General features: G+C 42.5%; 27 protein-coding genes and 1 pseudogene. 4 read left to right on the top strand and 24 right to left on the bottom strand.

From position 1 onward, the window contains the following. Positions 1–3 precede the first annotated feature (3 nt). The 24 genes and pseudogenes from ACOEN1_RS03575 to ACOEN1_RS03460 form a co-directional block, all read right to left on the bottom strand. On the bottom strand, positions 4–1,605 hold the full coding sequence (locus ACOEN1_RS03575) for a terminase large subunit (protein WP_422485066.1): 1,602 nt from the start codon (positions 1,603–1,605) through the stop codon (positions 4–6). A gap of 106 nt (positions 1,606–1,711) precedes the next feature. Then, positions 1,712–1,936: a DUF7678 domain-containing protein gene (locus ACOEN1_RS03570; RefSeq protein ID WP_422485053.1), complete on the bottom strand. Its 225-nt coding sequence runs from the start codon at positions 1,934–1,936 to the stop codon at positions 1,712–1,714. A gap of 14 nt (positions 1,937–1,950) precedes the next feature. Continuing rightward, positions 1,951–2,307, bottom strand: a complete 357-nt coding sequence (locus ACOEN1_RS03565) for a DUF7698 family protein (protein ID WP_422485052.1) — start codon at positions 2,305–2,307, stop codon at positions 1,951–1,953. Positions 2,308–2,410: 103 nt separating this feature from the next. Continuing rightward, entirely contained in the window at positions 2,411–2,722 is a 312-nt protein-coding gene (locus ACOEN1_RS03560) for a hypothetical protein (RefSeq protein ID WP_422485051.1), read from the bottom strand. A 2-nt stretch (positions 2,723–2,724) separates the two neighbouring features. Next, positions 2,725–2,967 carry a DUF4314 domain-containing protein gene (locus ACOEN1_RS03555; protein ID WP_422485050.1) on the bottom strand — a complete coding sequence of 81 codons (243 nt, stop codon included), beginning with the start codon at positions 2,965–2,967 and terminating at the stop codon, positions 2,725–2,727. After that, complete coding sequence (locus tag ACOEN1_RS03550) at positions 2,951–3,634, bottom strand: virulence protein (protein ID WP_422485049.1); 684 nt, start codon at positions 3,632–3,634, stop codon at positions 2,951–2,953. The genes ACOEN1_RS03555 and ACOEN1_RS03550 overlap by 17 nt, the downstream gene beginning before the upstream one ends. A gap of 82 nt (positions 3,635–3,716) precedes the next feature. After that, the gene (locus tag ACOEN1_RS03545) at positions 3,717–4,952 is read right to left on the bottom strand and encodes a site-specific DNA-methyltransferase (protein WP_422485048.1); all 1,236 of its coding nucleotides are present in this window, start codon (positions 4,950–4,952) and stop codon (positions 3,717–3,719) included. Then, positions 4,949–6,130 carry a methionine adenosyltransferase gene (gene metK, locus ACOEN1_RS03540; protein WP_422485047.1) on the bottom strand — a complete coding sequence of 394 codons (1,182 nt, stop codon included), beginning with the start codon at positions 6,128–6,130 and terminating at the stop codon, positions 4,949–4,951. The genes ACOEN1_RS03545 and metK overlap by 4 nt, the downstream gene beginning before the upstream one ends. A 21-nt stretch (positions 6,131–6,151) precedes the next feature. Next, positions 6,152–6,703: a P27 family phage terminase small subunit gene (locus ACOEN1_RS03535; protein ID WP_025434920.1), complete on the bottom strand. Its 552-nt coding sequence runs from the start codon at positions 6,701–6,703 to the stop codon at positions 6,152–6,154. A gap of 104 nt (positions 6,704–6,807) precedes the next feature. Continuing rightward, positions 6,808–7,167: an HNH endonuclease gene (locus ACOEN1_RS03530; protein WP_091264183.1), complete on the bottom strand. Its 360-nt coding sequence runs from the start codon at positions 7,165–7,167 to the stop codon at positions 6,808–6,810. 128 nt (positions 7,168–7,295) lie between these two features. Beyond that, positions 7,296–7,487, bottom strand: a complete 192-nt coding sequence (locus tag ACOEN1_RS03525) for a hypothetical protein (RefSeq protein WP_091264186.1) — start codon at positions 7,485–7,487, stop codon at positions 7,296–7,298. A 65-nt stretch (positions 7,488–7,552) separates the two neighbouring features. Continuing rightward, complete coding sequence (locus tag ACOEN1_RS03520; protein WP_422485045.1) at positions 7,553–7,972, bottom strand: DUF1492 domain-containing protein; 420 nt, start codon at positions 7,970–7,972, stop codon at positions 7,553–7,555. A gap of 59 nt (positions 7,973–8,031) precedes the next feature. Further along, positions 8,032–9,401, bottom strand: a pseudogene (locus ACOEN1_RS03515) (SNF2-related protein). After that, a complete protein-coding gene (locus ACOEN1_RS03510; protein ID WP_422485044.1) occupies positions 9,398–9,685 on the bottom strand; it encodes a VRR-NUC domain-containing protein in 288 nt (95 codons plus the stop codon). Before ACOEN1_RS03510 ends, ACOEN1_RS03515 begins: the two are co-directional and overlap by 4 nt. Continuing rightward, complete coding sequence (locus ACOEN1_RS03505; RefSeq protein WP_422485043.1) at positions 9,682–10,221, bottom strand: hypothetical protein; 540 nt, start codon at positions 10,219–10,221, stop codon at positions 9,682–9,684. The genes ACOEN1_RS03510 and ACOEN1_RS03505 overlap by 4 nt, the downstream gene beginning before the upstream one ends. 237 nt (positions 10,222–10,458) lie before the next feature. Then, on the bottom strand, positions 10,459–12,837 hold the full coding sequence (locus tag ACOEN1_RS03500) for a VapE domain-containing protein (RefSeq protein WP_422485042.1): 2,379 nt from the start codon (positions 12,835–12,837) through the stop codon (positions 10,459–10,461). Continuing rightward, on the bottom strand, positions 12,838–13,260 hold the full coding sequence (locus ACOEN1_RS03495; RefSeq protein WP_422485065.1) for a DUF4406 domain-containing protein: 423 nt from the start codon (positions 13,258–13,260) through the stop codon (positions 12,838–12,840). Between the two features lie 4 nt (positions 13,261–13,264). Next, on the bottom strand, positions 13,265–13,474 hold the full coding sequence (locus ACOEN1_RS03490; RefSeq protein ID WP_422485040.1) for a hypothetical protein: 210 nt from the start codon (positions 13,472–13,474) through the stop codon (positions 13,265–13,267). An 82-nt stretch (positions 13,475–13,556) separates the two neighbouring features. Further along, positions 13,557–15,497: a DNA polymerase gene (locus tag ACOEN1_RS03485; RefSeq protein ID WP_422485039.1), complete on the bottom strand. Its 1,941-nt coding sequence runs from the start codon at positions 15,495–15,497 to the stop codon at positions 13,557–13,559. Then, positions 15,494–16,072, bottom strand: a complete 579-nt coding sequence (locus ACOEN1_RS03480) for a DUF2815 family protein (RefSeq protein WP_422485038.1) — start codon at positions 16,070–16,072, stop codon at positions 15,494–15,496. The genes ACOEN1_RS03485 and ACOEN1_RS03480 overlap by 4 nt, the downstream gene beginning before the upstream one ends. Before the next feature lie 13 nt (positions 16,073–16,085). After that, a complete protein-coding gene (locus ACOEN1_RS03475; protein WP_422485037.1) occupies positions 16,086–17,207 on the bottom strand; it encodes a DUF2800 domain-containing protein in 1,122 nt (373 codons plus the stop codon). Beyond that, positions 17,200–17,523, bottom strand: coding sequence for an rRNA biogenesis protein rrp5 (locus ACOEN1_RS03470; protein ID WP_422485036.1), 324 nt, complete (start codon positions 17,521–17,523; stop codon positions 17,200–17,202). Before ACOEN1_RS03470 ends, ACOEN1_RS03475 begins: the two co-directional genes overlap by 8 nt. Continuing rightward, positions 17,507–17,683 carry a hypothetical protein gene (locus tag ACOEN1_RS03465; RefSeq protein ID WP_202623308.1) on the bottom strand — a complete coding sequence of 59 codons (177 nt, stop codon included), beginning with the start codon at positions 17,681–17,683 and terminating at the stop codon, positions 17,507–17,509. The genes ACOEN1_RS03470 and ACOEN1_RS03465 overlap by 17 nt, the downstream gene beginning before the upstream one ends. 145 nt (positions 17,684–17,828) lie before the next feature. Further along, positions 17,829–18,377, bottom strand: a complete 549-nt coding sequence (locus ACOEN1_RS03460; protein WP_422485034.1) for a hypothetical protein — start codon at positions 18,375–18,377, stop codon at positions 17,829–17,831. Positions 18,378–18,896: 519 nt separating this feature from the next. Here ACOEN1_RS03460 and ACOEN1_RS03455 point away from each other — a divergent pair. The 4 genes from ACOEN1_RS03455 to ACOEN1_RS03440 all read left to right on the top strand — a co-directional run bounded on the left by ACOEN1_RS03455 (position 18,897) and on the right by ACOEN1_RS03440 (position 25,670). Further along, positions 18,897–20,519, top strand: coding sequence for a restriction endonuclease subunit S (locus ACOEN1_RS03455; protein WP_422485033.1), 1,623 nt, complete (start codon positions 18,897–18,899; stop codon positions 20,517–20,519). Between the two features lie 99 nt (positions 20,520–20,618). Next, a complete protein-coding gene (locus ACOEN1_RS03450; protein WP_422485032.1) occupies positions 20,619–23,042 on the top strand; it encodes an N-6 DNA methylase in 2,424 nt (807 codons plus the stop codon). Further along, positions 23,032–24,534, top strand: a complete 1,503-nt coding sequence (locus ACOEN1_RS03445; protein ID WP_422485031.1) for a type I restriction-modification system subunit M — start codon at positions 23,032–23,034, stop codon at positions 24,532–24,534. Before ACOEN1_RS03450 ends, ACOEN1_RS03445 begins: the two co-directional genes overlap by 11 nt. Then, positions 24,531–25,670, top strand: a complete 1,140-nt coding sequence (locus ACOEN1_RS03440) for a restriction endonuclease subunit S (RefSeq protein ID WP_422485030.1) — start codon at positions 24,531–24,533, stop codon at positions 25,668–25,670. The genes ACOEN1_RS03445 and ACOEN1_RS03440 overlap by 4 nt, the downstream gene beginning before the upstream one ends.

Below are 25,670 nucleotides of genomic sequence, written 5' to 3'. Positions count from 1 at the left end.
ACATTAGAAGATTAAAAGACCTCTATCGTCATAAACAGAAGTGCTAGTTTCTCCACCACAGCGGATCGCTCGGTCAAGAGCCATGATTGTAGCCACAGCACCATCAATCTTCTCTGTGGATTTCTCTTTGTCTGCTTTAATGTTTCCAGCAGGGTCAGTTCTAATGAAAATATTGTCCATCATCCAGCGGAGAACAGGATGACCCCCATGAGCTATCTTTTCTTCCAATGTCAGCTTCATCAACTCCTTAGTCGGAGGAGACATATCTTTGAAGCCCTGTCCAAAAGGGACAACGGTGAAACCTAGATTTTCTAGGTTCTGTGTCATCTGAACTGCTCCCCAGCGGTCAAAGGCAATTTCGCGGATGTTATATTTCATCCCAAGCTCCTCAATGAATGTCTCAATGAATCCGTAGTGCACCACATTACCTTCGGTAGTTAAAAGGAAGCCTTGTTTTTCCCAAACATCATAATTCACGTGATCTCGCCTAACTCTAAGATCTATGCTGTCTTCTGGTATCCAGAAGTATGGAAGAACCACATACTTGTCATCTTCATCCTGTGGAGGGAAGACAAGTACGAACGCTGTAATATCAGTGGAAGAGGAGAGGTCCAGCCCGCCATAGCAGATGCGGCCTTTAAGTGTTTCTGGATTAACAGGGAAAGCGCAGGCATCCCATTTATCCATAGGCATCCACCGGATGGCCTGCTTAACCCATTGATTTAATCGAAGCTGCCTGAAGCTGTTTTCTTCAGCAGGGTTTTGTCTCGCAGACTCGTAGGCCATCTTTACTTTGTCCATGCTGACAGTGATGCCAAGGGATGGATTTGCTTTCTTCCAGACCTTAGGATCGGACCAGTCATCCTCTAGTGCTGCGCCATAAATGACGGGGTAGAAGGTAGGATCGTTCTTTCTTCCTGCCATGATATCCAGTGCTTTTTGATGAACCTCCCAGCAGATACTGTTTTGATTATCTCCAGCAGTGGTGATTAGAAAGTACAAGGGCTGCATCCTGGCATCGCCACTACCTTTGGTCATAACATCATAGAGTTTTCGGTTAGGTTGAGTATGGAGCTCATCAAATACAACGCCATGGGTGTTGAAGCCGTGCTTATTTCCAACATCGGCAGAAAGTACTTGATAGATGCTTCCTGTGGGTTGGTAGATCAGTCTTTTCTGTGAGTCTAGAATCTTTACCCGCTTGGACAAGGCTGGGCACATACGTACCATATCAGCAGCCACATTAAAAACGATGGAAGCTTGGTTACGATCCGCAGCGCAGCCATAAACCTCAGCACGTTCTTCGTTATCTCCACAGGTTAAGAGCAGGGCAACAGCCGCCGCCAGCTCACTTTTCCCCATCTTCTTTGGTATTTCTACATAGGCAGTATTAAACTGGCGATAGCCATTTGATTTTATGGTTCCAAATAAATCACGGATGATATGCTCTTGCCAATCTATCAGTTCAAAGGGTTTTCCTGCCCAGGTTCCTTTGGTGTGGGAAAGGCATTCAATAAAACCAACTGCATAGTCCGCCATCTCCTTGCTGTAATGAGAATCCTTCGCTATGTAAGAGGTTGGTTTGTACTTCTTTAGTTTTCGGATATGCGGACACCTCCTTTAAAAAGACATAAAAAATAGACCCTAAGGTCTTCTGTAACGAGGAAAAGAGCTAAATAGCCCTATTCCGTTATGCGTTTTTCTCTTGTTGTTAATTGTATTTCTTCATCAAAACTTCAAGTGCAGCCTTTGCATTTTCATCGATGGGTTCAATGTCCCAGCCTCTATCAAAGTTTGCAATGATCTGGCCATCTCGCTTTAGCATCAGTTTTGAAATTCTACCTTCATCAATGCCGTAAGGGGAGCCTAAGTCAAAGCTTTTGATCCAGTAAGGGATGGTTCTGTTTTCGACTTCGATTTTACCTTCTCTCCACATGGTTAAAGCCCTCCTTAAATCCTAACCAAGATTGCTGGTAGAATTTGCTTTTCGCCGGTCTGCCAGTCGGTGTAGCTTGTCTTAACCCTGGTAAGTCCGTCCATCTTGCAGCCGTGCTTTTCAAATTCGGCAAGGGTTGCGATAAGCCCTGAGAAGGTGCTTGATATGGTGATGTGGTCGATTCCATAGGCTCTGCAGGCTTTAACAATGGGTTCAATGTCGTAATCCCAAATGACCTCAGAAAAGTCGATGGTGTCGTTTCCTGCTTCCTTGCTTCTTTCGTAGGCCCAGTACATGGTGCTGTTGATTCCAGACTCCTTAAAATTTGCGCCAGTTGCCTTGGCTTCCTCAAATGCCTTGATTTCTTTCATGTTCTCATCCTCCATTTAGTGTGGTTTTGTTTTGGTATTACATATATCACTCTAAATGAGAATAATAGCAAGTCATTTCTGTAGTAAAGAGCAGGTCTTCAGTTTAATCTTCAATCGCTGTGTAGCGCGGGAATTCGTAGCCTTCAGGATTGGTGAGTATCTTTTCACCGGTGTCTTTGTTAATGACCCTAATGCATCGGAGCTCGCCTTTTTCGTTGGTGCCTCCATCTGACTTCTTGATCCAAGGTTGATCCTCTAGAAAATCACTGGTGAACTTTTTAAACTCTTTATCACTGAGTTCAACTTCTCGAATCACGGTGTAATCAGAACCAATGACGCCATCTTCCTTTGCTTCTTCTGTTGCTTCTTTTAGTTCCATAAGGTTGTAGAACTTTCGACCAAATAATGCCTTCATTACTATGCCTCCTCACTGGACTTTTCATCAATTACTTTGCAGGAATCAATGCCGTAAACCACATTCAAGCTGCTGCCGTTATCCCACTGAACCATGATGGAGCCTGTGTCATCCACGCCCCACACGGTGCCTTTTGTGCCCGCTGGTGGTGCTTGCACATCATCCATCCGAAGGAGCTGAACCCTGGCGCCAGCGGGGTACTGATTGCGTAGGTGGGCCAGTCTTTCTTTACTGATCGGTTTCATTTGGAGCACCTCCTTTGAAGGCACTGCTGCCTGAAAGGTTTTGAAGAAGAATCTTTCTGTGGGTTTTGAATTCCTCTCCAATAAATCCAAGGCGGAGAAGGAAGCACCTAAATGCGTACTTTTCATTGTCGACTTCTTTTTCTTTCACAGTGATTCTCTTTTGGGTTTTCGCCATCTCACACAGCTTTGTAATGAACTGTGAGTAGGCTTTTATCTCGTCTGGATCTGGTAGTTTTGAAAACCAAGGGAAGCTGATGCGAACCTCGTCGGCTTCAATGGGAAGTGCATCCACATTCAGTGCTTTCTTGATGAGGCTCCCTTTTGCTTCTAACAGTTTGGCTAGCTTCTCTAAGTCTTCATCGGAGAGGGAGTCTTTTGGAATCTGGATGATGAGTCCAGTTTCCTCGGTCTCTGCTTCAGCAGGAGCGGGTTCATCCACCTCAGCTTCAAACCCTGCATCTTGTAGCTTTTTCATCAGCGTATTGATATTGTCCTGATCCACTTCGGTGTCAAAGGTTAGCTCTCCGTCTTTTCCGATGTGGTAGGGTCCGACCTGGTAAGCACAAGATGGAACGCCCAGGTATTTTGAGGGAACCTCTGTGATTTCACTGATGAGCTTCACCAGCTTTTTACGTTCGTTACCGGTTACGTTGTAATTGATTTTCATGGTATTGACCTCCTTGTTTTTGGCTTACTACATATATCACTCTAAGCGATGTAAATAGCAAGTGTATCTTTCGATAGTTGTGTTATTTATTTTCAGGGAGGTCGCTGTAACGGTATTCTTTGCCATCACGCAGGAGATAGACATCATCTGAAGTCTGTGCTCCAGAAATGAACCTTTGAACGATAACATCACAAAACTTCTCATCAAGCTCAATGGTGTGGCAGATCCTGTTGGTCTGATCGCAGGCAATAAGCGTACTACCAGAACCGCCAAAGGGATCGAGGACGATGCAGTTGCTAAGACTTGAATTGAGAATTGGATGGGCCACAAGAGCCACCGGCTTCATTGTTGGATGAGAGCCATTCTTCTTAGGTTTTTCAAATTCCCAGATAGTAGTTTGCTTTCTATCGGCGTACCAGTTGTGCTTGCCTTTCTTCTTCCACCCAAAGAGCACAGGTTCATGCTGCCACTGGTAAGGAGACCTACCAAGGACCAGGGATTGCTTTTTCCAGATACAGGTGCCGGAGAGGTAGAAGCCAGCTTCAGAGAATGCCTTTCTAAAATTCAGCCCTTCCGTATCTGCGTGGAAAACATAGATAGAGGAGTCCTGCGTCATCACGGCTTCCGTATTGGTAAAGGCCGCCAGTAGGAACTCATAGAATGCAGAATCACCCATATTGTCGTTTTTGATTTTTCCGGCAGAGCCTTCATAGTTCACATTGTAAGGGGGATCTGTCACCACAAGGTTTGCCAGCTTTCCATCCATAAGTAGCGTGAAGGTTTCTGCCTTTGTAGAATCACCACAGACCAGTCTATGGGGACCAAGCTTCCAGACGTCACCGAGTTTTGTCATTGCGGGTTTTTCCAGCTCTGCATCCACATCAAACTCATCATCCTGGATGCCTTCCTTCAACGAATCCTTAAACAGGTCATCAAGTTCAGAGGGATCAAAACCAGTAAGGGAGACATCAAAGTCAGCACCCTGCAGGTCAGCAATAAGAAGAGCTAGCTTATCCTTATCCCAGTCGCCAGAAACTTTGTTCATTGCAACGTTTAGTGCTTTTTCCTGTTCAGTATTCAGGTCTACCACAACGCAGTCCGCTTCCTTTTGGCCTAGATGCTGAAGTACACTAAGTCTCTGATGACCTGAAATCACGGTGTTATCATTATTCGCATTAACGACGATTAGTTCCACATAGCCAAAATTCTCAATGGAGGCTTTTAGCTTTTCAAACTCTGGATCTCCAGGCTTTAGTTCTTTTCTAGGATTGTATGCTGCCGGATTCAGATCTGACAGCTTTATTCTTTGTATATTCATATTGAATCACCCTCTTGGAGAAACTTCTCCGCCGCCTTTCTTAAGTTTAAATTGAAATCCACGTTTTCCCACGGGAAGAGTGATGAGTTAAAATGACCGTAGGTTGCTGTATCGGAGTAGATTGCATTTCTAAGGCGCAGCTTTTCAATGATAGCAGCGGGTCTCAAGTTAAAGATCTCTTTTACCAGTTCACTTAAATCCTCGTCACTGATTTTAGCTGTACCAAAGGATGTCACATTTACTGAAACTGGATTTGCTTTTCCAATGGCATAAGAAATAGCGACCTCGCATTTATCAGCAAGCCCGCTCCAAACAATATTCTTAGCAATGTACCTGGCCATATAAGCACCACTTCGGTCAACCTTTGTTGGGTCCTTTCCGCAGAGTGCGCCGCCACCATGAGAAGCCAGACCACCATAGGTGTCCACCATAATCTTTCTTCCAGTTAGCCCAGTATCAGCAGCAGGGCCGCCTTCAACAAATCTGCCGGATGGATTGATGAGGATCTCCGTTTCATCATCCAGTGGAAAGTCCTCAAAGCACTGCCAGAGCACGTTGTTTAAGATATCTGCTTTTAATTGCTTTTGGGTTTTGTCCTCGTGGTGCTGCACGGAAACCACAACAGTCTTAACGCGGATAGGTTTATCTCCATCATACTCAACGGTCACTTGTGCTTTGCCATCTGGCAAAATGCCCTTGATGATTTTTCCTTTGCGACATTCATCAATATGCTTTACGATTCTATGAGATAACAGTAAAGGTAGCGGAATCAGTTCACGGGTTTCGTTGGTAGCATAGCCATATACCGTGCCTTGATCACCAGCACCGATGGAACCGTATGGATCAATAATTCCATTTCTTGCTTCTAGTGCTGTATCTACACCAGAGGCAATATCTACACTTTGATGATGTACAAACACAAATACTGTAAATTTCCAAGGACTGTATCCCACCTCACGAAGTACATTTTTTACGATAAGGCGGATGTTAATTTTCTCGCTGCAGGTGATCTCGCCCGCCACGATGATTTTACCTTTAGTAGCCATGACCTCACAGGCCACACGTGAAGCTTTGTCCTTTCGAAGGCAAGCATCCAAAATGCTGTCAGCGATTAAATCAGAAAGCTTATCAGGATGTCCCTTGCAGACACTTTCTGCGGTTCTGTAGTTTTTACTCATATCATTATCTCCAATCTATTTTTATTTGCCCCTACGAGCAGAAAGAAGTCTCTCCATTACATCATCCTGAGGATTTGCTCCTTTGTAATCGCCAGTGCAGTTTTCTTTTACGATCTGGAATATCTCAAACCACAGACGATTGGTTTGGTTCATGTAGTTCTGACCCATGGATACATAAGGACTTTGAATGGCATTACCAGTGGTAGGGTGTTTAGCAAGAAAACCATATTCAGTAATGGCTTCTTCACACTGAATCCAACGGGCAACACTCATGGCATACCTTTCGAGGAGCTGTGGAGAAACCAGAGCAGCGCAGCCACGCTTATCCAGCCACTGCCATGTGGCTTTGTAGATTTCACCTGCCACCAGAGCCTTGCCATCTTTTTGAATGGCTTCGAGCATCTTATTTGGTTCAGGCATTTCTTGACCCTCAAGATCTGCCGTATCGGAAAACTCCATCACTGTCAGTTTCCTGCCACCGAGATTGCCTTCGGCTATTTTATCAGCCAGAGGTTTCTTTTTTGCCCCTGCACCAACACGAGCGCCACCTCTGTTCGTACCGTCTTTTGCCAATGATCACACCTCCTTTACAAAGTGGGGGCTATACCCCCGTTTGAATCTGCGTTTTTTAACACGACACCCCAGGCCGCTGTCCGGATTGAAAAGTTGTAGAGATTTTACCTCCCCCACCGGTCGCCACTCTCAGCTGTTATCTTAGAGTGACATGACTTACAAAGGGCCATTAGGTTACTGGTTTCATTACCACCGCCTTTGGAGAGAGGGAGGATGTGGTGGACTTCTTCGGCAGCTTTAATCCTTCCGTTCTTATCACACTCCTCACAAAGAGGATGGGCTTTGATGTAACGATCCCTGATGCGCTTCCAGGACCTACCGTAGCGTTTGTTGGAAGCAGGGTCTCGTTGGTACTGGTTGTAGCGTTTTGTTACCACCTTCTTATGTTCGGCACAGTATTGCTCGCTGTCTGCAAGCCGACCGCAGCCTGGGTAAGCACAAGGACGCTTAGGTTTGTATGGCATCGGTTCACCTCCTTTTGGGCATAAGAAAAGCCCTCGTGGGGTGGTCCCAAGAAGGCTTGTTTACATTGTGGCTCACTTTATATATAAGCACACATCGCAGGTATCATTCTATGTTATTTAGTATCCAACTAATCAAAGATACCGGTTTTTAATAGGATTTCTTTGTGGGGCTTACATTCTTTACAGACATAGTGTCTGTCCCTGAGATAGTTTAAGGATCTTACTTCATCACCACAGAAGCGGCAGTGGGGGAAGTAGTAGGTCATTCTTCCAGCTTTTGAGATTCTGATGTTGTCTTCTTTAGCTTCACGATAGCTCATTTTTATAAACCTCCATTTTACATATAATCACATGTGGTGGGTATCATTCTATGGTTTTAGGTATCCTAGTTTAAAATCTTACTGCAAACTTCCAAGGCAGAGTTATGCATTTTGTAGAGATGGTGGATGGTGTAGCACATATCCACTGCGATCTTTTCCCAGGTTAGAAAACAAAGGTAGCGCTTCTCAAGAAGCGTCTGGTACTCAGAGTTTTCTATGGACTTGATGATGGTCATAATTTCACGTTTAGTATCTACAAGACTAATGATGTCCTGATTGATTTCTTCCTGCAGGTCGATGATTCTGGCAATCACATCAGCCATTGTGGATGTTGAGCGGTTCGGATTCCTTGGCATTGAGCTCAAAGTCGATGTGGCTCTTGTGGCCAGTGAATTTAAAGATTCCAGTTGTTCAAACTTACTACGGATCCGATGATCAATGCGATAAGCTTTTGAGAAGTATTCTCTTGCGTTTTGTTTATTCATATCAGCCCTCCGAATATTTTAGATTTCACTCGGATTGGCGCGGATTGTCATAGGTTGTCTTAGATTTTCAGATCTGCCTTTACGGCATTGATTAGTGCAGCTTGGGTGCTGTTCTTTTCTCTTAGTGCTTTAAGAATACGGCCATCGATGGTGTCTTTGGTAATGATGTGTTGAACAACAACGGTATTTTCTGTTTGCCCCTGTCTCCATAGGCGGGCATTGGTCTGCTGGTAGAGTTCCAGGCTCCAAGTCAGGCCAAACCAAATGAGAGTGGAGCCGCCTTCTTGAAGATTCAAGCCATGTCCTGCAGAAGCGGGGTGAATTAAAGCTACTGGTAATTCACCACTGTTCCAGCTCCTAATGCTTTCAGAAGAATCAAGGCGAGAGAACTTTATTTTATTTTGCTCCAGTCTTTCAGTGATGCGCTCAAGGTCATGCCTAAACCAATAGGCAACCAGGACGGGTTTTCCATTAGCGGCTTCAATGAGATCTTCTAATGCATCAAGCTTTCTGTCATGGATCCTTATGATCTCTTGGGTATCAGAGTAGACAGCTCCATTGGCCATTTGAGACAGTTTACTTGAAAGAGAAGCAGCATTGGCTGCGGTGATATCTCCACCTGGAAGCTGAAGGACCAGGTCGCGCTTTAATTCCTCATAGCGTTTACGCTCTTGTTCTGAAAGCTTTACTGGATACTCGGAACTAATGAGTTCTGGCATCTTCAAATGGTCAGTGGATTTCATGGATATGGTAATGTCTGAAATCTGTCGGTAGATGGCATCCTCTGCAAAGGGTAGAGGTTTGTAACTAAAGATGATCTGGCCATTACGCTTATCTGGAATAAAGTAGTCGTCTCGATACTTGCCAATAAATCTTCCCAGTCGTTTACCCATATCCAGAAGCCTAAACTCAGCCCATAAATCCATGAGTCCGTTTCCAGTAGGAGTACCAGTTAAACCCACCACTCTTTTGATGTGGGGCCGGACTTTCATCAGGGCTTTAAATCTCTTAGCCTTGTGATTCTTAAAGGATGAAAGCTCGTCGATAATCACCATGTCATAGTTGAAAGGGATGCCGCTGTCTTCCACAAGCCACTGGACATTTTCTCTGTTGATGATGTAGATATCAGCTTTTTTCAAAAGTGCAGCTTTTCTTTCTGTTTCAGTACCTACAGCCACAGACCAGATTAGATGATCTAGGTGTGACCATTTCTCCAATTCTTGGGGCCACGTATCTCTTGCAACACGAAGAGGGGCAACCACCAAAACTTTATGAACCTTAAAGCTGTCAAAGAGTAAATGGCTTATGGAGGTGAGGGTCAGCACAGTTTTTCCTAACCCAAGCCCATATCAAGAAATATGGCAGCAATAGGATTGTTTTCGATGTAGGCACTTGCGTATTGCTGATAATCATGTGGTATGAACTTCATTTGGCATCACCTCCCATGTCGGATAATATTGTCTTTATTCCTGCTAGGCTATCGAGTACATAAACCTTGAATCCAAGACCCTGAAGGAGCTTATGTCTAGCCAGTTGTAAAGGTCGAGGTTTCTTTCCAGATGCTTTGACTTCAACAAAAGCAATTCTACCTCCAGGAAGAAGAATTAACCTATCTGGCATGCCATCAAAGCCAGGGCTGACAAACTTTGGTGCAATGCCGCCCATGTTCTTTACTGCGAGTACTAGCTTTTGTTCAATGGCTTTTTCATTCATAGCTCATAGATCCTTTCTACTGGATCCACAAGATCAAAGGCAGCGTAGGTAGCAGCTAGAAAGCTTGTGATCGGCCGTCCTTTATGTTTCCAGATGGATTTCCCATTGTAGCTGACGCCGTAATGGTTCTGGTTAAATCTGCTTTGCTGAATGTTGACCCAGGTGTCTTGGTATTTAAGACTAAACCCACCATAGCGGTTTTCTTTCCATTTACGGTTTGGAAAGTTACTTCTTCGTTTTGCCCGATTTTTCATGAGACGCTCTCGCTCTTTAGAAGCAAGGACATCGCCTTCCATGATGCCGGCACATATGCAGCCGACCTTAATGTCTTCAAAATACTCATCATGATGCATCACATGAATGAACCTGACTCTAGTGCAACCACAAAGTTCACAGGTATAAAGGTCATCGCTGGAGTTTTCATCTTCAATATCAATCACATCATCACAATACCAACCGTCCAGTGGGGCATTCCATTTTTTCAGTTGCCTTTGACACCTAGCAATATATGCAGAGTTGACTTCTTTATTTTTCATTTCATTGACCTCCTTAGTTAAGCTGTTCCTATAACCCAGAAATCCCTTACGCGCGCAAATGTGCGTATTTCGAGTCTTACTGGTATTATTTTTATATTTCTAATTAGATAAAGATATTAGGAACACAGGAACAAAACTTATGTGGGGGCCTAGCGGCGGCCCCTTTGGGGTGTTCCTGAAAGTGTTCCTATCCTGGTATTCCAGGAACAAAATCTGTTCCAGGAACAGTTCCTAGAATTAGCTGTTTCCAGGAACAGACCTGGGAACAGACTTAGGAACAAACATATACTGTGGTCCATAAAGGGTGGTTCTATCTTTTTTCGGTAGACGTTCCCAGTCCAGTTTTATGAGAATTGCAGAGAGTTCGTTGGAGTCGGTGCGCTTAAGATTTGACCGATCCTTACCAAAACACTCACACCAGATTTCCATATTGCAGACGCTTTGTCGCTTGTTGGTGCCAGTGCGGCCAATACCACCGAGCTGAACGCCACTTAGGAAGTTTCTTCTTTCAAAGAGATCCATTTGTTCCCAATCATCCGGGAGAAGGGTATCAAGGTATTCTCTTACTAAGCCTTCACGCTCATCGGACTCCAGGGCTTCACGCTGTTCAGCCTTGGCCAGCTGCTCCATGGAGGAGTCTAGATAGAGCTTTTCGCCAGCCTTGACGTATACCAGGGCCTCAGCCCATATCTGCTGGATCTCTTCAGTGGTAATCTGCCATGAATGTTTACTGCCACCACCGGGAGTCTTCACAGGCCAGAAACGACGATTGCCTGTTGTGTCTCTAAGGTAGCCGGACTCTGCGTTGGTGGTACCGAAGAAGATGCACTGACGCTGGTGAGGGGTTGCGCGTTTTCCAAAAGCCGCACGATAGATATCATTTTGCCTTGAGAGGAAAGAACGCAGGGTTTCCACTTCAGCTTTTCTAAGACCTGCCAGTTCACCAATTTCAAGTATCCAGTAGCCCTGCAATTTCTCTGCAGCGGTTTTGTCTTTTGTATCTCCAAGGTTTAAGCTGTCGGAGAACCATTCGCCAGCGAGCTTTGAGATTAGCGTACTTTTACCGACGCCTTGTGGTCCGTTTAAGACGAGCATGGAGTCAAATTTACACCCAGGATTTTGAACACGACTGATAGCCGCGCACAGGGTTTTTCTTGTAACAGCACGGACGTACTTATTGTCATCAGCGCCGAGATAATCAATGAGCAAGGTATCTAGTCTTGGTACTTTGTCCCATTCCGGTAAAGAGTTCAGGTATTCTCGAATGGGGTGGTAGGACCTGTCGTCAGTAACTTTGGCAACAGCAATTTGATAGTTCCTTTGAGAGAAGGTCCCGTAGTTGGAGTCAATATAGCTAATAAGCTGGGCATCATCAGCGTCCCGCCAATATTTTGAAGGGTGGTTCCAAGGAACGCTACCTTTGATCTCCATACCATCAAGCTGCTGATTAAATACCAACGCTTGTAGATTAGGATCATTCTGTAGAATTAGCGTGATGTTGTGCAGATTGTTTTTTAGAACAGTAGAGCGAGGTTCATATTCCAACCTTTTCTGCCAATCTGTATCCTCATCATCAAAATCATCCATAGCACGGGCTTGCCTTTCTTGAACCAAGAGAAGCTTTACCTGTTCATCCTTTGAGGCAAATTCTGTCATGGCCTTGTAGGAAGGAAGCTTTGTTATAGGTGTTTCTTCTGGATGCTTATCATCAAGGTTTCTAAAATGGTGGAGCCTTACCAGGTCAAAGGCATTGAGGAGCTTTCCGCATAATGGATCCGTGGCATGATGGGAGTAGACAAACTTGTCATCATGAACCACCACACCTGCAGCGCTATCAGCGGGGATGTAGTCATATCGTCCCGGCATAGCTGAAGGCTCATAAACATCAGATAGAAAAGCTGATATGGCATCTGTGATGCTATAGGTCCTACAGAAAGCCCCAACAATTCCCGGTTTAGAAAGTGGATCAGCTTGTTCAGCGATACTTTGTTTTTCAACTTCTGACTGACGAGAGGACACTGGCCAAGTAGATGCATCCTGCCAATCATCATAGTTAGCTAAATAATCGTCTGGGTTTAAGAGATCCCCATCTTTTTCTTTGTACAGAAATTCTCCGTTTTGCGATGTGGAGGGCCAGTACATTAATCGATGGGGTTCATAGGTGCTGTCATCAAAGAGATCAATGCCGATTTCCTTGGCCACCATTCTTGCCACAGCGGGATACTCAGCCTCACTCACTTCACGAGAGAGTGGAATAACAAGTCTGATTCGAGGATATTCCGGCGTGTGCTTATGGGTAGAATATGCGCAGCACTTATATGGAAGATGGGCGATGGAGTCATCCCATATACCAGGCTTGCCATAATCCATATCAAGGAGGATCATGGAGCGGCACAGTACGTTTCCCTTTTTACGACGACCATCCCGTAGGTGGCCAGCCACATAACCACCGACGTCTTTGACGGAAGCTTGCTGGTCTTTAGACATTTTTCTGTATTCTTCTATGGTTTCAGTAGTACGAATGGTGGAGCTAACTCTGGTGCAAAAGTCCTCCCAAGAGATCTCGTTGTTTTTCCACTTTTTATCCATACGACTGTTACCGTAAGAAATCTTCATTTACAAAACCTCCTTACACTGAGATGAAAAGTAGCGAATTGGGTAGTTCTTACGTTTTGCCCAGTTTATCTCTGCTCTCATGCCGGAGGAAATGTGACTCCCAAACACCCAAACCTCGGAGCACTTTGACATCAGTACATTTCCAAAGAACAAACCAAGTTCTCGTTCATCAGGATCACTGTCATCAAGAAACTGAGTAAAAAGTAGATGCGGAGCGATAGGGATGTACCCCATCGCAACCGCGAACCTACTATATCGTCTGGCAGAGTCGGTGTTTCTTTCAATATCTCCGGAGTAGGGTGAGCAGATATAGACAAGTGGACGAAAAGTTCTTGCAGCTTTTTCTCTTTGTTCAATTTTAGTTAAGGCATCATAAGCTGTGGGATCGTAGTAACCTTCAGCGTTGAATTTATCGATTCCCATAACATCAGCCTTGCCTTTCATTTAATATTGATTTGCTGCACTCAGGACAGAAGATCGAAGTTCCATAAAGGTCGCTTTCTCCATCACTAAATAATTCTGAGATGTCCACACAGATTTCAACACCGCAATCTGGGCAGGTGGTAAAGACATTGTCATCATGGATTTCTACCTTGATTTCCAATGTGTCGTTGATTGATTCTTTTACATAAAACATATTCATTACCTCCATTTCTTGAAGGCTTAAGTGCCTTCTACTGTTCACAGGACAGAAACCTCCCCTGTGAGTAGTAAAAGGACTAATCTTTTTTATAGAAATTCGTTTCATAACCATCAGCCCTCATTAAGAGCCCCTTTGCCCAAGGTGGGGTATGGCTCATTTGATTACAGATAGACTCAATCGATGTTTCCATACCAGCTTCGATGACAATTTCATCGTGCACATGAATGACGATGTTGTAGTCCTTGAGCGATTGCATGGAATAACACAGAAGATCACGACTGGTTGCCTGGACAATATTCTCAACAAACTTTGGACCATAGCTATCAATGCGTTCCCATTTTTTTGTGCCACCAACGCCTTCATAGGTGATGCAGTCTGAACCAAACATATTTGTTCCAATGCGAGGTTTTACATAGGAGAGTCTTCTTCCAGAAGGGAGGGTGATAAAGAGCATCCCACTTTGGGAAGAAAAGCGGATACCATGTGTTTCAGTAACAGTCCGTTCTCTAACCGCTTTCATGGCAGCCTTATCTACGTCCCACCAAAGCCTAACTATATTTGGGTTGGTAGTACGCCAAGCAGTAACCAGAGGTTGTAGCTCATCTTCATTAAGACCCATCTCCAGAGCACCCATGGCTTTAAGAGCACCAACGGACCCGCCATATCCGAGGGCCAGTTCTGCGATCTTACCTTTTTGCCTTAAGTGGCCATTAACTCCATGTTTTTCAACAGGAACACCAAACATCTGAGAAGCAGAAGCACAGTAGATATCACCACCAGACTCGAAAACTTGCTGACGCCATTTTTCACCAGCAAGCCAAGCGATAACCCGGGCTTCAATAGCAGAGAAGTCTGCGACGATGAATTTGTGACCAGCAGTAGGAATAAAGGCAGTGCGGATGAGTTCAGAAAGAACCTCGGGTATTGGATCATAAAGCATTTCTAAAGCTTCAAAATCGCCGCAGCGAACAAGAGCTCGTGCTTGTTCTAAATCAGGTAGATGGTTTTGCGGAAGATTCTGAAGCTGAATAATTCTTCCTGCCCATCGTCCCGTTCGATTAGCACCATAGAACTGGAACATACCTCGAGCACGGCCATCTGCACACACAGCGTTTTCCATAGCAGAGTATTTTTTGATTGAAGACTTGGCCAGTGATTGTCTTAGCTCCAATACTTCTTTAAGATCAGGAGGAGCTGTTTCAAGGAGTTCTGAGACTACTTTTTTACCTAATGAGTCTGTTTCAAGTCCCTGGTCCGACAACCAGTTCTTCATCTGTGCTACGGAGTTAGGGTTATCAAGATCCGTTAGTCTTTTCATTTTCTGGAGCAGCTCTGAACGAGAGCGGGTATCCATCTTTATTGCTTCGTTTACAAAAGGCATATCCAAAGAAACACCACGATCATTGATCTCCTGGTCAAGGTGGTATTCGCTCCATACTTCTTCAGATACGGGGAATTTTGATAGTTTTTCTTGAATGGCTATTTCAGCTTCGACATCGCGAAGGTTGTAGGACTTAAATTCAGACCATTTATCAGGAGCATGGATTGGTAGATTTCTCGACCGACCACCATTTGTAGCTGTTGGATTACAGGGTTTACAAAAGTATCTGATCAGGTCTTTCCCTTCAGATAGTTTTTGCTTTTCAAGTCCAAGGACAGCGCCACTACCTTCAAGAGACAGGGGTAAACCCATATATGCAGACCAGACCATGGTGCATCGCCAGGATTTTGGGCTGAGGTATTGGCCACTGGGCAAGCCTAGCCACTTAGACAAACAAATTCTTTCGAACTGGGCATTAAAAGCCCACTTAGTAATGGATGGATCAATGAGGGCTGATTGTATTTCTTCAGGAAGTTTTTGACCACTGGCAAGGTCGATCACCTCGATATCGCCACCATCTATGGAGTATCCAAAAAGCAGGATCTCAAAGTCAGATGATTCTATATAGCGGTAGACCCCGCTTTTGGCGAGGTCTACACTACTATAGCTTTCGATATCGATGCTTATTGTCCTCAAGAGAGGAAATCCTCATCAAGGTCAGTGGCGAAATCGTCCTCAGCCCTGGACTTTCCACCAAGAGGCTCACCGTCTCTGATTTTCTGGAGGTTGTTTAGACCGCAGGCGATTCCTCTGTTTCCGTTGCTGTTAAAGGCATAGAAGTTGATGCTTGCCCTACCATATACTCCACTGTAAACCTCGGAGCGAGTAAGGATAACATTTCTGTCAGCATCTACAATGCCTGGAGCAGTAGCAGAGTTTGCATTGATGAAGTAGGCATTAGCATAGGCTGGATCGTCTGGCCTTTCCAAATCTCCGTCTCTAAGGGGTGTCTTGATGCTGGTAAGAGGTGGGATGGACTTACCGTTGCCTTTGAGCTTTGCTTCACCTTCGTGGTAAGCAGCCACAATGGCAGCTTTGACTTTAGCTACAGTGGCAGTATCTGATTTTGGAATGATGAGAGACACCGAGAATTTTGGGGTACCACCGTTGATGGACTTTGCTTCCCAGACATTGGCGTAAGACCAGCGAGTGTCAGGACCTGTGATAACTTTCATGGGGTTGCTGTTTGATTTGTTTGCATTATTGGACATATGATTTTCCTCCTTAAATTTCATTAAAATCGTGTTGTGCTGTATTAATTGGCGGACGTTTGTCACTCTTTGGAACTAGTGTAGGTTTCCCTTGAGGCTTTGCAATGTAGCTTCCTAGAACTTCCTCGAATCGCTTTTTACCGATAAGAGAGGTCATGGCAGTAATGCCAAGAAGCTTTTGTTCAAATGGATCAAAGCCTTCTGCACTGACGGCTTTAGCAACCGCAGTTTCATCGGTGTATCTTCGATTGGAGCGTCCTTCGACCAGCTTCCATCCGTTCCACTGCTTACCGCTGACTGCTGATTGCAGTGCGTAATCTTTGATATCTGATGCCCAAGAGATTAGACCATCGATTTTACTTAGGATGTCTTCAACCTCGTAATCATCCAGTAGAGGGGGCATCTTGAAGTCGTATTTGGCCAACTCCATGTTGTGCTCAGCTCTAGTGCGGCATTCGTGCTTTGCTTTGCAAAAGCCACACCACTCACCACACTTGAAGTCTCCTTCACCGGCAAAGGCAAGCGCTGCTGTTGGCTTAAGAATCTCATTAGCCCACTGGTATAAAGATTCTTTGGTAACCGTGTGGGTAGAAATGTTGTTTCTACGAGGTTGGTAGATGGTCATTGAAACAGTATCAATGTCATAAATCCCATCGAAGATTTCTAAAGCACCAAGCGCATAGAGCTTCATCTGGGGATTGTCTTCTGCTTCGACTAAAATTCCCTGTCCATGCTTGTAGTCACATACGTGGATCTCCGAATCAGCTATGATCAAGCAATCTCCGGTCCCGAAGCCGCCTTCAACGTACTTAGAGAAGTTCAGCCTTTGCTCTATAAGAACAACCGGGTCTGCGCATTTTTCTTTTGCAGCTTCTACCAGCTCTAGAATGTAAGCTGCATAGCCATTCGCACATTCTTCCATTTCTTCACAGTAGTAGGTGAGATTCTCTGTTGGATCCTTGCCTGGGAGTCCAAGAGCAACTTTTAATTTGTACTCACATAGGGTATGAGCATCGGTGCCTTCAGCAGCGTAGCTACTTCCTTTGTCCTCATAAGACTCACTGAGCCGGACAGAGGGAGGACAGTTTAACCACCTATGAGATGAAGAGGCTGAAAGAAGTGCATGCTTACCCATTTCCTAATACCTCGGCTTCTGCTAGAAGTGCTGGGTAATCGGAAGCATTAATTTCTGATAGCTTATCAGCTCCATACTTTTGAAGTAGCTCCCGAATTTTTGCTGTGTGGCCATCTCGACTTTTTTCAGCCAGAACCGCTCTAACTTCTTCCAGTGTTATGACCTTTTCTTCTGGTGCAGGTGTTTCTGGTTTAGTTGGTCTTGGTTCATCGTTACTACTGAACATGCTGGAAAGAGACTGAGATATGCCTATCAGCGTTTCACCACATTGGTTCAGCTCTTTAACTAATAGAGAGAGTTCACTCATTTTGCCCATCTGGTTTTCCTCCTTTTTCTTTCTCTTGCTGCGATAGCGTTGTAAGCTTCTTAGCAAGGCGCTTTGACACTACGCTGATGGCGGTAAGAACATCGGCCAGCTCTTCATCCATTTCAGGATCCCGACTCTGAGTATCAGTTTGGTTTGCTTGATTCTGCATTGTTTAACCTCCGTTCCGAGGGCTGTTTTGTTCCCCTCAACCTTCACAGGACAAAAGTGAGAAGTTTGAGTAATTACTTTGAAAAATAGTTTTTATGATGCCCTCTGACATCCACAGGACACCAGAGGGCGTTTTGAGTAATGAATTACATCCAGTCTTTCAGGACTTCTCTTAGTTGGGAGAAAAGTTTGAGTTTGCGATTATTGACTGTCTTTTGAGCGCAACCAATGCACATAGCAATTTCTCGTTCGGTTTTTCCTATGCTAAAGAGCTCAGCAATACGGCGATTCTCCGGATCTAGTTCATCCAGGGCAGCGAATAATTCCTCAAGAAGTAGCTTGTCTTCCACAAGTTCATCAATGTTTATTGAATCTGGTACATCGAAACCATCAGCACTGAACTTGTCCAATGACAGAACACCGCCTGTCCGATCAATTAGCGGTAAACCTTTTTCAGCACGTTCCAGATCACATTCACGACAATTTCGAGTACATCTCTTTGTGCCGCCTTTACCATTACTGATGATGCAGCGTTTCTCGCGTTCTTGGCGTTTTTTCTCTGCCCACAGGGGCTGCTTGTAAGCGCGATACACTTCCTCTGTGACTTCAACAACTTGATCTTCAATGGTTAGATGCCATGCTCCATCGTAGAAGTCTTTGTTCTTTGGTTGACTTTGGTTTTCGTTGATTGACATATAAATAGCCCTCCTTCGGCTTAAAACCGAGATGGAGAGCTCATATGCCATAGCTAATAAGCCACAAGGCAGACTGGTACCGTAGTCAGGAGTTATCTCCATCTCAAACTGGCACCAGCACTTCCAAGTGGCTGGAGCATGCGTATTTAGTTTTTCATCACTTAACACTTGGAAGATGCCTGTACATGGCTGTTAAATGATGTTTTGTTGTAACTATGTACTAATCATAATTGAGTGAAATATGTTTTTAAACGAAGTGGGACTTCCTGAAATCGGGGCAAAATAATCAACCGTTACACCAACAAAGATGTAACGGTATTGATAAGGCTGAAAAAGTAACAGGAAGTGGGACTTCACTTTTTTCAAAATTATTTTTAAATTATTTTTGTTCCTTGATAAATTCAATAAATAAGTTTGGTATTTGAATACCAAAATAAAATAATGATTGACACGGTTCGTTGGGGGTGCTATATTTTATTTAGAGTAGTATTTGGAGATTTATCTGAGGAGGTCATTAATATGCGTAACGACAAGCGAATGAACCAAATTTGGACTCGCTATAATGCATTAAGAGGATATACAGTTCTATCTGAGCTACCTGTTGCGCTCTTCCTTTTAAAGAAGACAAAAGAGGAGTTTGTGACTACCTCTAAAAAGCATAGTGAACTAAAAGCTTATGAAATCATGCTTTCAATAGCAGATAGCCATGATATGAAGAACCCTTTTCAAGATTCAAAGGCTTTTTATAGTGCCTTTTTGGCTATGGATGATGAAGATATGGATTGGGAAGAAGCTCTTGCATCTGCTGATCCAAAAGAGATGTTTTATATACCAAGCGTTTTGATTGATGAGTTTGAAAAACATTTCAAGCCAACTACTAAATTGGTGTTGATTCCTGAAGCTGAAAAATTCACACCCAACCTTTCCGAGTTGGTGAATAATCATTCTGATTGCGAATTTGTAATAACAACTATGAACAGCGTTAGTAAAGCGCTTCTTGATGAAATGTTTAAGGGATATTCCAATGTAGTTGTGGAGCAGACAAGCATATATGATTATGAATTTACATCAAGGAAATTCGATCTAATCTTAGCTGTACCAATTTTTGGAGCTAGGGAACGCGCTGAAGACGATGGAGAGTTTATCTGCAGAGAGTATGAAATGATTGCTGTTGAGAACTTGCTTCTGCACTTAAACAGTTCTGGTGAACTTGTAATAATACTTCCTGCAAGAATAACTTTTGCATCTGGAACGGTAAAAGACTTAAGAGAGTTTATCCAAGGCATGTATAAGTTAGAAGAAATTGCTGAATTGCCAGCAGGAATATTTACGGCTACAGCCATAAAGACCTATATGTTTACAATTACAACTGGAAGAACCGAAGATGTAATGATTAAAAGATATGATTCTGCTAGAAAAAATACCAAACGAGACGGAATCAATGAACTGGTTCTTACTGAAGATACCTTTGTGATGTTAGATGAGTTAATGGAAATGGGATATTGGAATGTTGATCATTTCTTTGCCATGGTAGACGCAGATTGGCAGCGTTATCAAGACTCAAACATTAAAAAGGAAGAGCTGGGCAACATTGCTGAAGTTTTTAGAGGAAAAGCGGTCAACAAAAAAGACCCCAACGGAAGCATTGGAGTCGTTAATATATCAAACCTAAAGGATTTTGAAATTGATTATGATGGCCTAGATCATATTGAAGAGGAAGAGAGAAAAGTAGCAAATTATGTACTCAAAGATGGGGATCTCTTATTACCTGCCCGAGGGACGACTATAAGAATAGCAGTTTTCGAAGAACAAAATTACCCGTGTATAGCGTCGTCTAACATTATTGTAATTAGACCAAATGACAAACTACTTCTAGGAATATATTTGAAAGTGTTCTTGGATAGCCCAATGGGAAACAAAGTCTTAGCCGGAAAGCAACAAGGGACAGTCGTCATTAACACCAGCTATAAAGACTTGAAGACATTAGAAGTTCCTCTACTGAGAATTGATGAGCAAAAAGTAATAGCTGATGAATACAAATTAGAATATACAAAGTATGCTGAAACTGTTCGTCTTGCTGAAGATAGATGGCGTGAAGTTGAAGAACGTCTACAAAATAGTATTTTTAAAGTTAAACAATAAAGAGTCCTATTATAAGGAACTGTGAAGGTATGAACATTAAATTATTTGCGATGGCTACACGTCCGAAAGGCAAAAGTCTTGCAACTTGGAGGAGATAACATGATTGGAGCTATTATAGGCGACATTGTCGGTTCTAGATTTGAATGGGATAATCATCGCTCAAAAGATTTTGATTTATTAACTTATAAATGTTTTTTCACAGACGATACTGTGATGTCCTTAGCTATTTGTGATGCACTAATGGCCTGCAAGAGTGATTACAGCGATTTAAGTGAACACGCTGTTAGGTGTATGCAGACAGTCGGACGTCCTTATCCGAATTGTGGTTATGGAGGAATGTTTAATAAATGGATTTATAGCGATTCACCTGAACCATATAACAGTTATGGGAACGGGGCTGCGATGAGGGTTAGTGGCTGTGGTTTTGTTGGGAACTCCATTGATGAAGTTAAAATGCTTTCTCATGAAGTAACAGCGGTCACACACAATCATCCAGAAGGTATAAAAGGTGCAGAAGCCACAGCAGTTGCAGTGTTTTTGGCTCGTAGCGGAAGAAATATCTTGGAGATTCGTGACTACATAGATAAGCACTACTATCCAATAAATTTCACTCTTGATGAAATTCGAGACACTTATAAATTCAATGAGACTTGTCAGGAAACTGTACCACAAGCTCTTGTGGCATTTTTTGAATCAACAAGTTTCGAAGATGCAATTCGTAATGCAATCTCGATTGGAGGAGATAGTGACACGCTGGCTGCGATTACTGGTGGTATCGCAGAAGCCTACTACGGAGTCCCAACTCATATTAGGAAGCATGCACTGACATATCTTGATGAACGACTTCTTAATATATTATTAGAATTTGAAAATAGATATCCTTCAAAATTGGAAAAGATACAGTCTTCAGGAAGCGTAAGCTTTAAAGAAGAAGCTGTTAAAACAGAAAAAAGAATCGGGGGTAGAGGAGTAATGATGCAATCTGCAATGGATGCAGCTGATGAAGCGCTTAAGAAAAGTTCTTCACAGCCAGAAGAGACATCAAGCCAGAAACTGTTTTCTCATCTTTTTGAAGCTTGTAATATTTTACGCGGTCCAATCAATCAGGACGAGTACAAGAGTTATGTAACACCGATCCTTTTCTTCAAGCGTTTATCGGATGTTTACGATGAGGAAACGCAAGCCGCATTAGAATTATCAGGTGGCGATGAAGAATTCGCAAGTTTCCCTGAGAATCATCGTTTTGTAATTCCAGATGGGTGTCATTGGGATGATGTTCGTGCAGTAAGTGAGAATGTTGGAGTCGCAATAGCTAACTCTATGAACGGAATTGAACGCGCCAATCCTGATACGCTCTATGGTGTTTTTTCTAGTTTTGATGATGCAAATTGGACAGATAAAAACAAACTATCTGATGAGCGCTTGAAAGATCTTGTTGAGCACATGTCAAAAATTAGAGTAGGTAACGAAAACTACTCATCTGATGTAATGGGAGACAGCTACGAATATTTAATTAAAAAATTCGCTGACCTTTCAAAAAAAAATGCGGGAGAGTTCTATACGCCGCGCTCAGTTGTAAAGTTAATGGTCAAATTGCTTGATCCGAAGCCAGGAGAAAGTGTATATGATCCAGCTTGTGGAACTGGCGGAATGCTAATTGAAGCGATACGTAATATGCATGATGATAAAAGCACTTATGGTAAAATTTATGGTCAAGAGAAAAATTTAGCAACATCAGCTATTGCGAGAATGAATCTGTTTCTACATGGAGCAAGGGATTTTAAAATTAAGCAAGGAGATACTTTGAAATCGCCACTATTTTTAAATAGAGGGCAACTACAGACATTCGATTGCGTAATAGCAAATCCACCTTTTTCTTTAAAGAAGTGGGGTGCAGATCAATTTTCATCAGACATTTATGGTCGGAATATGTGGGGTAATCCTTCCGATTCTAGCGCAGATTTTGCTTGGCTTCAGCATATGGTTACGTCTATGGATAAAAAAAATGGACGATGTGCTGTTGTTCTTCCACAGGGAGTCCTCTTTCATGAAGGCAAAGAAGGTGAAATTCGAAAGCAACTAATAGAGTCTGACAAATTAGAATGCGTCATAACTTTAGTCGGTGGCTTATTCTATAGTACGAATGTATCTGCATGTATTCTAGTATTAAACAATAATAAATTAACAGAACATAAAGGGAAAATCTGTCTAATTGACGCATCAAAAATTTTCACTGCTCAAAGAGCACAAAATATAATGACGGAGAAAGATGTTGAGGAAACTTACAACCTCTTTGAACGCTACCAATCAGTTGTTGAAAAATCTAAGATAGTATCTATTGAAGATATTAAGGCAAAAGATTTTACGCTTTCTGTGAGTAGTTATATTGAAAGAGAACCAATGGATATGGTTTGCCCTAAGGAAGTAAAAAAGACATTTTTTGCTGCTCTCGAAGATACAATTGCAGCAGAAGAAAACCTGAAATTGTTACTATCAGAAGGGGGATATATTAGTGAGCAATAGAATTACGCTAGACGAGTTAAAATCATATTTATGGAATTCAGCAGTATTTTTGCGAACGCATATTGATGCTGGTTCTTATAAGCAATATATTTTTCCGCTAATGTTTTTTAAAAGAATTTGTGATGTATATGATGAGGAATGTGAAGAAATCCTTGAAAAATATGATGGGGATGAGGAAGCTCTTGAATGGGAAGAAAATCATAGATTCATTGTACCAAAAGGTTATCATTGGAAAGATGTTCGCAAAGTATCAGAGAATGTTGGCGTAGAAATTGTAAATGCTTTTAGAGCTATTGAAAAGGCAAATCCTGAAAAATTACAAGGCGTGTTTGGTGATGGTGCGTGGACTAATAAGAATAGATTACCTGATAAATTATTAAAAGATCTAATTGAGCATTTTTCTTCAAAGACGCTCAGTATGAAAAATTGTCCTGAGGATGAACTAGGGCAAGGCTATGAATACTTGATTAAAAAATTTGCAGACGATAGTGGGCACACTGCGCAAGAGTTTTATACAAATCGGACTGTTGTTCACTTGATGACTGAAATGCTTAAACCACAATCAGGCGAAAGTATATACGATCCTACATGTGGGAGCGCAGGTATGCTGATTTCTGCTATAGCTTATTTGAAGCAACAAAATCTTGAGTGGAGAAATGTAAAAGTATATGGGCAAGAGATCAACGCTCTTACATCAGCAATTGGAAGGATGAATTTATTTCTGCATGGCGTAAAAGACTTTCATATTGTTAATGACGATACTTTGAAAAAACCTGCATTTGTAAAGCGCGGTGAGTTAATGCAGTTCGATCTGGTCTTAGCAAATCCACCATATTCCATAAAGCAATGGGATAGAGACGCGTTTTCAGCCGATAAATATGGTCGAAATTTTCTAGGTACGCCACCCCAAGGAAGAGCGGACTATGCATTTTTTCAGCACATTTTGAAGAGTCTGGATCCCAAAACAGGAAGATGCGCCATTTTATTCCCTCATGGCATATTGTTTAGAGATGAAGAAAAAGAAATGCGTGAAAATCTTGTAAGAAATGATTTAGTTGAATGCGTCATTGGGATTGGGAAAAATCTGTTTTTCAATTCTCCAATGGAGGCATGTATTATAATATGTCGAATGAAGAAACCAAATTCTCGTAAAGGACAGGTATTATTTATTAATGCAAAAAATGAAGTGACTCGGAAAAATTCAGAGAGTTATTTGGAAGAAGATCATATACAGAAGATAGCACAAACTTACACAGAATTTAAAGTTCAAGATGGGTTTTCATCGATTGCAACACTAGAACAGATTATCCAATATGGTAGTAAACTGAGCATCCCTCTTTATGTAAGTGGATCTAATGGTGTTGAAGATGAAGAAACTTTATATACTTTAGAAGAAGCCCTAGATGAATGGCTTGGGAGTAGTGATAATTTTAGAGAATCTTATGAGACGATAAAATACATGGTGTTAGAGAATGGAGGTGATATATCTTGATAAAATATAAACTTGGAGATGTAGTAAAGGTTATATCCGAGCGTGTGGATAATCCGGCAAGTTCTGGATATGAAAAATTTGTAGGTCTTGAGCATTATGTATCTGGTGAAATTGAGATTAAGCAGTTTGGTGATACTAGCAAATTAAAATCTGCTATGAAAGTCTTCAAATCAGGGGATATTTTAATCGCCAGACGTAATGTATATTTAAAAAGGGCATCTATTGTAAGGTTTGACGGAATAACTTCAGGTGATTCCATTATTTTGCGCATTGAGGATAGGCTTTTAAGAAGCCTTATACCATTCGTTTTAAATACGGATGATTTCTGGGGATATGCTGAGAAATTTTCTGATGGGACGATGTCTAAAAGATTATCCCCTAAAGTACTATTGGAGTACGAGTTTATGCTACCCCAAATTGATAAACAAGAAAAGTTTTCGGAACTTTTATGGGCTGCTAATGATACAAAAGAAAAATACAAAAGATTAATATCTCTAACAGATGAGCTTGTTAAGGCACAGTTTACTGAGGTGTTTGGTGAACTTGGAAAGGATGAATATGGTTGGGGATTGACAACACTAGGACATTGCTGCGAACTTAATCCGAAGCGGCCACGAGATATTTTAGACGATACACTAGTTTCTTTTGTGGCAATGCCATCGGTATCTGAAAACGGTGATATTGATACATCCATATTAAAGACGTATGGCGAAGTAAGAAAAGGATTTACTTATTTTGCAGAAAATGATGTTCTATTTGCTAAGATAACCCCTTGTATGGAAAATGGGAAAGGTGCAATAGCAACCGGACTAAGCAGTGGGATTGGTGCCGGATCTACTGAGTTTCATGTATTGCGGCCTTTGAAAGGAATATCAAATCCTTTTTGGCTATACATCATTACAATGTTTGAATCTTTTAGAACTAATGCACGGAAAGTTATGACTGGTTCAGGAGGACAGCTTAGGGTTCCCATAGGGTATTTATCAGAATTTCCAATTTCGTTACCGCCAATTGAGCTCCAGAATCAATTTGCTGACTTTGTCAAACAAACGAACAAATCAAAAGTCGACTTACAACAAAATCTTGCTAATCTCGAAATAACAATTAAGGCTCTGATGGCTAAGAACCTTGGTTAA

It is taken from the genome of Gudongella sp. DL1XJH-153 (assembly GCF_049310905.1).
Taxonomy (GTDB): domain Bacteria; phylum Bacillota; class Clostridia; order Tissierellales; family Tissierellaceae; genus Gudongella.
Note: the sequence above shows the minus strand (reverse complement) of the source record. Positions and strands in the feature narration are given on the sequence as shown.